This is a genomic window from Armatimonadota bacterium, from assembly GCA_031081675.1.
In the GTDB taxonomy this organism is placed as follows: Bacteria; Sysuimicrobiota; Sysuimicrobiia; order Sysuimicrobiales; family Kaftiobacteriaceae; genus Calidihabitans; species Calidihabitans tengchongensis.
In genome coordinates this window covers 1-9,333 of record JAVHLZ010000031.1, presented here as the reverse complement: position 1 = coordinate 9,333, position 9,333 = coordinate 1, and the positions used below count along the sequence as shown (strand labels likewise).

At 70.0% G+C, this 9,333-nt stretch carries 10 protein-coding genes; 5 read left to right on the top strand and 5 right to left on the bottom strand.

Going from position 1 to position 9,333, the window contains the following annotated elements:
* Nucleotides 1–549 (top strand): carbohydrate ABC transporter permease (locus RB150_10315; GenBank protein ID MDQ7820926.1); only part of this gene is annotated, 549 nt, incomplete at its 5' end.
* 296 nt (nt 550–845) lie between these two features.
* On the opposite strand, the gene RB150_10310 is transcribed toward RB150_10315, so the two are convergent.
* Nucleotides 846–1,583: an isoprenylcysteine carboxylmethyltransferase family protein gene (locus tag RB150_10310; protein MDQ7820925.1), complete on the bottom strand. Its 738-nt coding sequence runs from the start codon at nt 1,581–1,583 to the stop codon at nt 846–848.
* A gap of 168 nt (nt 1,584–1,751) precedes the next feature.
* Here RB150_10310 and RB150_10305 point away from each other — a divergent pair, with 168 nt between their 5' ends.
* Together RB150_10305 and RB150_10300 are read left to right on the top strand one after the other, a co-directional pair.
* Nucleotides 1,752–2,285 carry a type 1 glutamine amidotransferase domain-containing protein gene (locus RB150_10305; protein MDQ7820924.1) on the top strand — a complete coding sequence of 178 codons (534 nt, stop codon included), beginning with the start codon at nt 1,752–1,754 and terminating at the stop codon, nt 2,283–2,285.
* 105 nt (nt 2,286–2,390) lie between these two features.
* Complete coding sequence (locus tag RB150_10300; protein MDQ7820923.1) at nt 2,391–3,029, top strand: MBL fold metallo-hydrolase; 639 nt, start codon at nt 2,391–2,393, stop codon at nt 3,027–3,029.
* Nucleotides 3,030–3,335: 306 nt separating this feature from the next.
* Here RB150_10300 and RB150_10295 read toward each other — a convergent pair whose 3' ends face one another.
* Nucleotides 3,336–4,547, bottom strand: coding sequence for an MFS transporter (locus RB150_10295; GenBank protein MDQ7820922.1), 1,212 nt, complete (start codon nt 4,545–4,547; stop codon nt 3,336–3,338).
* A 234-nt stretch (nt 4,548–4,781) separates the two neighbouring features.
* Between RB150_10295 and RB150_10290 the strand changes: the two genes are divergently transcribed.
* Nucleotides 4,782–5,465: a methyltransferase domain-containing protein gene (locus RB150_10290; GenBank protein ID MDQ7820921.1), complete on the top strand. Its 684-nt coding sequence runs from the start codon at nt 4,782–4,784 to the stop codon at nt 5,463–5,465.
* A gap of 146 nt (nt 5,466–5,611) precedes the next feature.
* Nucleotides 5,612–6,562 carry a cation diffusion facilitator family transporter gene (locus tag RB150_10285; protein MDQ7820920.1) on the top strand — a complete coding sequence of 317 codons (951 nt, stop codon included), beginning with the start codon at nt 5,612–5,614 and terminating at the stop codon, nt 6,560–6,562.
* Nucleotides 6,563–6,640: 78 nt separating this feature from the next.
* On the opposite strand, the gene RB150_10280 is transcribed toward RB150_10285, so the two are convergent.
* From RB150_10280 to RB150_10270, 3 genes are read right to left on the bottom strand one after another with little or no spacing between them, the layout of a single operon-like run.
* A complete protein-coding gene (locus tag RB150_10280) occupies nt 6,641–7,390 on the bottom strand; it encodes a GlcNAc-PI de-N-acetylase (GenBank protein ID MDQ7820919.1) in 750 nt (249 codons plus the stop codon).
* Complete coding sequence (locus RB150_10275) at nt 7,387–8,289, bottom strand: ABC transporter permease (protein ID MDQ7820918.1); 903 nt, start codon at nt 8,287–8,289, stop codon at nt 7,387–7,389. Before RB150_10275 ends, RB150_10280 begins: the two co-directional genes overlap by 4 nt.
* 19 nt (nt 8,290–8,308) lie before the next feature.
* A complete protein-coding gene (locus RB150_10270; protein MDQ7820917.1) occupies nt 8,309–9,283 on the bottom strand; it encodes an ABC transporter permease in 975 nt (324 codons plus the stop codon).
* Nucleotides 9,284–9,333: the final 50 nt, after the last annotated feature.

Sequence of the window (9,333 nt, the reverse complement as noted above, 5' to 3'; positions counted from 1 at the left end):
GCCTTCGCCCGATTGCGCTTCCCGGGCAAGGGGATATGGTTTCTGGCCTGCCTCTCGGTGTTCATGGTGCCTAGCCAGGTCACCCTGATCCCCGACTTCATCACCCTGCGCATGCTGGGCCTGCTGAACACCTACGGGGCGTTGATCCTCCCCTTTGCCGCCACAGGTTTTGGGACGTTTCTGATCCGCCAGCGTTTCCTGTCCATCCCCCAGGAACTGTTTGATGCGGCCATCGTGGACGGCGCCGGCCACCTGCGCATCCTGTGGCAGATCTGCCTCCCGCTCGCCAAAGCCGCGCTGGCCACCTTCGGCCTTTTGACCACCATGTGGCACTGGAACGACTTCTTCTGGCCCCTGATTGTGACCAGCTCCACGAACATGCGCACCATGCCCCTGGGGTTGGTGGTATTCACGCATACCGAACAGGGTACGTCCTGGAACCTCCTCATGGCGGCGGGCATTCTCACCGCCCTTCCCATCGTATTCTTGTTCCTCGTTGCGCAGCGGTACTTCGTCCAGGGCATCGCCCGGTTAGGCATCAAAGGCTGAGGTCCTATCGTCAGCGAGCACCAGATCCGTGGACCGCGGGAAGCGGGAGACGGTTCAGGAGAGGTCTCCCGGCATGTCGCTGGAGGAGAGGTCGGCATCGTCGTCGCGCGGGTGAGTTCCTTACTTCCGCGCGCCTCCCCGGGACCGATTTGGGAGTTGATTCTCCACGCAGTGCACACATCGGGAACTGCGGGGACAGTCACCCCGGCAACTGCGGGGACAGTCACCCGCGCAGGCTGCGGCGGCCATAAAAGGAGCCCGCCTGCCGCGGCGACAGCGTAGACGCGGCGGCGTGATCACCCCGATTGGGAGGTGACTGTCCCCAGGCCCTGCACTCGCACCGGTACCAGCATCGGGGTCCGGCTGGCGTAGGTGCGGTAGAGGTCCCCGAACTCCCGGACAAGCTCGGCCTCTTCACGCCGGGCGAGGCGGTAGTACAGAACAACCAGCGCTGGCCACATGGCCAGGCCGGGCAGGGTCGGCCAGTGCACCAGCCATCCGGCAGTGACGAGGAGGATCCCCAGATACTGGGGGTGGCGCACGTAACGGTACACGCCAGTGGTCACCAGCTTCCCCCGGGCGCGGTAAATGTCACGCCACCCGAGCACGACCAGCACGATTCCCGCCAGGGTCATCACGGACCCCACCGGCATGCCGATCCGATACATGTAGAGCATGAATCGGGGCTCGTAGGACGTCAGACCCAGGGCGGTGGAGAGGAAGTACGCGGTGAGGGGGAATCCGAACATCTCGGCAAACAGCGCAATCACGAAAGCCGCATAGATGCCGTGGGACCGCCAGTCGCGCTTCAGCCGAACGGGAATGAGCGCCACAAAGGCCACAAAGACCACCGCCGAGCCCGCCACGAGGTCCCACCGCCCGCGCGTGATGCTCAACCGGTCCTCGCCGAGCTGCCCCGCCGCCAGCAGCACGGAGTGGCCGATCCCTGTCAGCAGGGCCGCGGTGGCCAGCGCAGCAGCGGCCAGGCCGACGACAGCCAGCCTGGCTCGGGTCTGGCGTGCCCCATCCTGCATTGGGATCCTCCTTTCGTCTTTCACGTCTCATTTTGGCAAATGCGCGCCCCCGCCTGCGACTTCTCAGAACCGACCCCCTGCAGAACCGCCTGCGGTCGGGTGCCGCACTGCCGCGGTCGTAGCGTATACTGAAATGTGGCCCATGGCCATTACCGGGAGGTGAGGACGGTGGACCTGTTGGGGAAGAAGGTGGCCGTGCTGGTCGAAGACCTCTACGAGGACCTGGAACTGTGGTACCCGGTCCTGCGGCTGCGGGAGGCCGGCGCGGAGGTTACCCTGGTGGGTCCGGAAGCCGGCGTCACCTACAAGAGCAAGAACGGGTATCCGGCGAAGGCCGACCTGGGCATGACCCAGGCGCAGGCCCAGGACTTTGACGCGGTGGTGATTCCCGGCGGGTACGCGCCGGACCGCATGCGCCGCCACCGCGCCATGGTGGAGTTCGTCCGCGCCATGCACGACCGGGGCAAGCCGGTCGCGTTCATCTGTCACGCCGGCTGGGTTCCCATCTCGGCCGGCATCGTCCGCGGCCGGCGGGTGACGAGCTTTTCCTCCATCCGGGACGACCTGGTCAACGCCGGGGCGACCTGGGTGGACCAGGAGGTGGTGGTGGACGGTACCCTCATCTCCTCCCGCAGTCCGGCGGACCTGCCGGCCTTCTGCCGGGCGCTGATCGAGCACCTCAGCCGCGCCCCGGTGGCCTGACCATCCAAAGACCGACGGCAGGGATTCGGGACCGGAGCCCGGCGACCTGCGCAGCGCACATGGCGCCCGAACCCTTCGGTTCCGGCTCCCTGCCGCAGACCTCCCATGATCCTTGAGCAGATTCCCACCTCACCCCTGGGCACCAACTGTTACGTCCTGGGCGATGAGCAGACCGGCCGCGCGGTCGTCATTGACCCCGGCAACGACGCTCCGCTGATTCTGGAGGCGTTGCGTCGGACTCAGGTGACCGCCGAGGCCATTGTCGTCACCCACGGCCACTGGGACCACCTGGGGGCGGTGCGGGCGGTGCGGCATGCCACCGGGGCGCCGTTCCTGGCGCCGGCGGGCGATGTGGAGATGATCCGCGCGGCCGGGACCTCGGCGCTGCTCATGGGAGTGTACATCGATCCCCCGCCGGACCCCGACCGCACCCTCAGCGACGGAGACGTGCTGACGGTGGGGACCCTCACCCTGCAGGTGCGCGCCGCCCCGGGCCACACTCCGGGTCACATCATCCTGGTCGGCCCCGGGATCGCCTTCGTGGGTGACGTGGTCTTTGCCGGGGCCGTGGGGCGCACCGATCTGCCGGGCGGCGACTGGGAGGCCCTGGAGGCGACGCTGCGGGAGGTCATCCTCGCACTCCCCGAGGACACGCTCCTCTACCCGGGCCACGGGCCCGCCACCACGGTGGGCCGGGAGCGCGCCTCCAATCCTTTCCTGGTCGACCTGCGGCCCGCTCCCTGAGCTGAGACCGTCCCGCCGCCCGCACACACTCGGGAGGTCGGCGCCCGGGAGCAACCGGATCCTCACGGGTGCTTCACGTCACGTTCACGCATCCCCGGTAGTGTCAGGGCCGGAAGGCATTCCCACAGAGGTTTCTCACAACGGAGGGACTAAATCGCAGTTTGGCCAGCCCGGGAAGGTCCGCGCCATGACATGCGGGCGGAACGGACTGCCCGGCCCAGTCGCGCGAAAGTGAGCCGGAGGGACCGCGCAGGCCTTCTGCCCGTACGGATGCGTCCTGCCCGGTCCCACCCTGCCCGGGACGCCTCAACCGCCCAGCTGAAGCGTCCGCCCACAGACGTCTCCCGCCCTCCGAACGGCCAGGACCGTCGCGGCCGCCGCCAGCTGCAGCATCACCACCCCCAGCCAGGCCACCGCGTAACGGCCGCCCGTCCGTTCCACGGTCCAGCCGAACACCGGAGGCGTCAGCATGGTGAACACGTAGAGCACCGTGAGGCTGAGTCCCACCATGACCGCCGACGCCCCCCACGCCAGCTCCGAGATCAGGGTGAGGTACAGCCCGTTCCAGCCCAGCAGGGTGAATCCCGACAGCAGAGCCAGCACGGCTGCCAGGAGCGCGGGGACCGCGTCCCGGCGGCTCAGCAGCGCAAGGGCAACGACCACGGCGGCGGCACAGCCTGCCGCCAGGGCCATAGGCCGGGTCCGATCTGCGCGGAACCACCGGTCTGACAGCCATCCCCACGCCATGCGGCCGGCGATCCCGCCCAGGTGGACGAACAGCAGCAGGCGGGCGGCCTCCTGCGGCCGCCAGGCGAATGCGTCCACGAAGTACAGAGGGAGGTATCCTGTCAGCCCGAACTGGCCGGCCGCCAGCAGGCACGCCGTGAGCGTGGTAAGCAGCAGCGCCGGGTTACGGACGAACTCCCGCGGGGCGGCCCACGGGCTCACCGGATCCGCGCGGGGGGCATCCATGCCCGGCATCCGCCCGTCGTCGGCGGGGCGAAGCCCCAGATGGCTGAGCACGCCTCCCAGCAGGCAGCCCGCCCCTGCGGTCAGCAGCCCGACGCGCCAGTTCCATACCGTGGCCAGCCACGGCAGCAGCGCGGCTGCCAGCAGCCCGCCCACCGGAAGGCCGGCCTGGCGGACTCCCATCGCCACGCCCCGCTCCCGGACGGGAAACGCCCCCATGACCGCCTGGCTGCCGGCCACCTGACTGGACGGGAACCCCACCCCCGCGAGGGCGAGGGCCGCCGCCAGCACCGCCACGGATGGGGCGAAGGCCGCCGCGACCGCCACCAGCCCCGTCAGCACGGCCCCCGCCGCCATCACCCGACGTTCGCCCAACCGCTGGGTGGCCACTCCCGTCAGGTAGAACGCCAGCAGGGCACCCAGATCGAAGGCGCCCAGCACCACTCCCGTCTCCGCCAGCGACAGCCGGAGGTCCGTCCGGACGAACGGGGCCAGCGCCGGCAGCCCGAAGCGGACGAACGTCAGCCCCGCCTGCTGGACGGTGGCCACCGCCAGGACGTGCCAGCGGCGGCCGGGGACGCCCCTGAGACCGGGGACGCCCCTGAGACCGGGAGTGGATTCGGTTCCCACGTCCGGATGGTCTCGCCCGCGCACGGATACAGTGTACCGTGACCGCGCCAGCGCCACCGCGCCCGGAGGCGGCGGGCCGGCGGGTGCTGTGGCCGGCGGCCCTGCCGGGGTATGGTGGTCAGGGGGGCCACCGGAGGGGCCTGAAGGCGGGTCATGCGGGCGGATCGGGAGAAGTGGGAGCAACGGTACCAGGCCGGCGAGCGGGTGCACGACGGGCGGCCGTCGGCGATCCTGATGCGGTGGGCGCACCTGGTGCGTCCCGGGCGGGCGCTGGACGCGGCCACGGGGCTGGGACGCAACGCCCTGTTCCTGGCCTCCCAGGGCTTTGAGGTGGACGCGGTGGACATCTCGCCCACCGCGCTGGCACAGGCCGCAGATCGGGCACGCCGCCGGGGGCTCCGGATCCGGTGGATCGAGGCCGACCTGGATTGCTACCCGCTGCCGCGGGCCCGCTACGATCTGGTGGTGGTGAGCTTCTTTCTCAAGCGCCGGCTGGTTCCCGCCCTGAAGGCGGCGGTCCGCCCCGGCGGCCTGCTGGTGATGGAAAACCACCTGGTGGGTCCTGAACCCGATGAGGGGCCTGGTCCGGCGCACCGCCTGCGGCCCGGAGACCTGTGGCGCTGGTTCCGGGGGTGGGAGATCCTGGAACTGGCCGAGGGGCTGTTCACCGAAAGTGGACGGAGGATGTGGGTGGGAAGGATTGCGGCCCGACGACCCTCTCCGGCCACGCGGGGCGCGCCCCGGGTGAGGCAGCGCCCTGCGCGTATGAAGGCCACCCGCGCCCTGCGGGCGTCCCCCGTCGGCCCGCGCACGGTGTGCGCGCTCTGCGGCTCTTGATCCCCGGTCCGAAAGCCGTATAATCGTTGCGGCACGAGGTGCGTATTCACTGGGTGCGTAGTGACATGTCCCACGCTCACGGATCGCACGGTCACCGTCACGAACTCGCCGCCGGTCGGACGGCGCACGGGCACACCCACGACCACGTGCACGGAGCGGTCGACCCGACCATCCTCACCACCGCACGGGGGATCTGGGCCGTCAAGTGGTCGTTTGTGGGACTCCTGGCCACGGCGGCTTTGCAGGTGGTGGTGGTGTGGCTGTCAGGAAGCGTCGCCCTGCTGGCCGACACCATCCACAACTTCGCCGATGCCGCGACAGCCATCCCGCTGGGGATCGCCTTCCTGCTGGCGCGCCTGCGGCCCACCCGGCGGTTCCCCTTCGGGTTCGGGCGGGTGGAGGACCTGGCCGGCGTGGTCATCGTGCTCATCATCTTCTTCAGCGCCGTCATGGCGGCCTATGAGGCGGTGGACCGACTGCTCCATCCCCGGCCGGTGGAGTACCTGGGGGCGGTGATCGCCGCGTCGATCATCGGCTTTGTGGGCAACGAGGGCGTGGCGATCTTCCGCATCCGGGTGGGGAAAGAAATCGGCAGCGCCGCCCTGGTCGCCGACGGCTACCATGCACGGGTGGATGGCTGGACGAGCCTGGCCGTCCTGGTGGGCGCCGTGGGCGTCTGGCTGGGCTACCCGCTGGCGGACCCGCTGGTCGGCCTGGGGATTACCGCGGCGATTCTGGTCATCGTCTGGCAGTCAGGCAAGGCCGTGTTCACCCGGCTGCTGGACGGGGTGGAGCCCGAAGTGATCGAGACGCTCGCCCACGCCGCCGGGCACGTCCCGGGAGTGCAGGCGGTCACCGACGTGCGGGCCCGCTGGGTGGGTCACCACCTGGAGGCGGAGCTCAACGTGGCGGTCCCCGGCACGTGCACGGTGGCCGAGGGGCACCGCATCGCCAAGGAGGTCCACCATCGGATCCTCCACCACGTCCCCTACCTGCGCCGCGCGACCATCCACGTCGACCCTTCCGACGAGGTGGGAGAGGGGTACCACCGGGCGACCGCCCACACCCACGACGGGTTGCCCGCGCACTCCCACTGAAGCCACGGGAGTGGACGACCCGACGTCCATCGTCACCACTGCTCTCGCCGTCCGGCCGATCTTCGGACCAGCAGAATCTCAGGGGACCAGCGCGTCCAGCTGAAATACGCCCTCGCGCCGGTACGGCTCCGCCAGGACGACCCGCCCGTGGTGGCCGACGCCGTGGGACAGCAGCAGCGCCCGCTCCAGCTCCAGGTGACTGGCCAGACCGACGGCCCGGTCGTCCATCCCGCCGGCTCCGGGCACCAGGGTCTCGATCCGCGGCCCCAGCAACTGGCGCAGGGCCTGCCCGCTGAACGCCATCTGGTCCTGCAGCTCGGCCAGGGCCTGCCGCAACCGATCCCAGACCGGCGTCACATCCACGACGCAGTTGGGCCGCCGCGGCCGCAGGTAGTACAGGGTGTGGACAGCGTGCGGCGGGTGGCCGCCGCAGTCGGCGATCATCCACTCCCGACCAGCCAGAGCCAGGGCCTCCAGATAGAGGATCATCGCGGGCCGACGATCCGGGTCCAGGTCGGCGAAGGCGTGTTCGGGGTCCTGGGTGATGACCACCTGGGGCCGCACCTCTCGGACCACTGCGACGATCCGGCGCTTCAGGTCCACCGACGGCTCGATCTCTCCGTACCGGCCATCCAGAAACCGCACGCGGGTCGCCAGAACGGCGGCCGCCCGCTCGATCTGAGCCCGCGCCGACGGGCGGGCCAGCAGGACCGCCGCCTCGCTCCGCCCGCCCCGCAGGGCGTTCAGGGCCAAGGCCCCGCCCGCCTCCACGACCTCCAGGCCAAATGTCGCCAGCAGCAGCACCGTCGTGCCGGCGCCTTCGGTCATGGCGCTGTCTCCTCCCCAGACGGTGTCGGACGCAACACCCGCAGCCGGGGGTGGAGGGCTTCCTCCAGAGCAAACCCCGTGAACGCGAATCCCAGCACGGCCAGGGTGATGAGCAGTCCGGGCGGCACCACCCACCACGGCCAGGCCCCACTGAGGAAGGCGCTGCGCACCTGCGCATAATACAGGATTGATCCCCACGATTTCGTGACCGGGTCGCCCAGCCCCAGAAAGGACAGGGACGCCTCGATGAGGATGGCGTTGCTCGCCGCCAGGATGAACTGGGCGAGGGAGAGGGACAGGACGCCGGGCAGGATGTGCCGCCGCAGAATGCGCCCGGTGGACGCGCCCAGCGCCCGCGCCGCATCCACATAGTCCAGCTCCCGCACGGACAGCACCTGCGCCCGCAGGACGCGGGCCGGGCGGGCCCACGCCAGGAGTCCGATGACCAGAACCATGGTCCCCAGCGACGGCCCCAGGTACGCCGCCAGGAGGATCATCAGCGGCAGGAACGGGATGACCAGGACCACGTCCACCACCCGCATCAGCACCACATCCACCCACCCGCCGACGTACCCCGCCACCACCCCCACCAGAGTGCCCAGGCCGGCGGACATCACGGCCGCCAGAAAACCGATCAGCAACGACACCCGCGTTCCGTAGATGAGCTCGCTGAGGATGTCCTGACCGATGTCGTTGGTCCCCAGGAGGTGCCGCCGGGACGGGGGCTCAAAGGGCAGGCCGCTCGCCTCCTCCGGATCGTACGGCGCCACCCACGGCGCCAGCAGGGCCAGGGCGACCAGCGTGGCCAGCAGGGCCATCCCTCCGACCCCCACGCCGCTCACCCTCCGGCGGCGCCGGACGCCGGTCCGAATGGCGGTGCTGACCTCCAGGGCGCTCATCCCGATCCTCCCGGGGGTTCTAGCGGGCGGGGCGCACCCGGGGATCCAGCAGCGGGTAGATCAGGTCCGCCAGGATGTTGGCGACGAGGACGCTGACCGTGAGGATGAGGAACGTGGCCTGGATCACCGGATAGTCGCGGTTGAGCACCGCCTCGTACAGCAGCCGACCCACACCCGGGTAGGAGAACACCGTCTCGATCACCGTCGCCCCGCTGACGACGAAGCCCAGGTTGAGCATGAAGACGGTGGACACGGGTAGGAGGGCGTTGCGCATGGCGTGGCGGTACAGGACCATCGGTTCCCGCACCCCTTTGGCCCGCGCCGTGGCGATGTACTGCTCGCCCAGGACCGTCAGCATCGAGTAGCGCATGACCAGGAACGTGCCCGGGATGGTGATGAGGGTCAGCGTCGCCAGCGGCAGGGCCAGGTGCCAGGCGGTGTCCACCACCAGGTTCCAACCGGTCAACCCCGCCCCGGCGGTCTGGGCGCCGAAGATGGGGAACCACCGCAGGCGCACCGCGAAGACGGCGATAAACAGCATTCCCAACCAGAACGAGGGGGTGGACTCGAAGAACATGAACACGCCCAGCGACCCGAGGTCGAAGGCGCTCCCCCGCCGCCACGCCACCAGCGTCCCCCAGAGGATCCCCACCGCCGTGGCCACCACCAGGGCCAGCCCCACCAACAACAGGGTCCAGGGCAGACGCTCGGCCACCATCTCGCCGATGGGCCGCCCCTTCTGGAACGAGTAGCCCAGGTCCCCGGTGAGCACCTGACCCAGGTAGCGCAGGTACTGCGCCCACAGGGGGCGGTCCAGCCCCAGAGAGCGCAGCAGCTCCGCCCGCTGCGAGGGCGTGAGGAACCCCACATCCTCGCCGGCCAGGAAGACCAAAGGGCTGCCCGGCATCATCCGGGGCAACAGGAAGTTCACGGTGATGGCGCACAGCAAGACCACAGCGTACTGGACGCCCCTGCCGGCCAGAAACCGCACCATCACAAGAACTCCCGCCTACTCGCCGGAGATCGCCGGAGACCCGGCCCCCC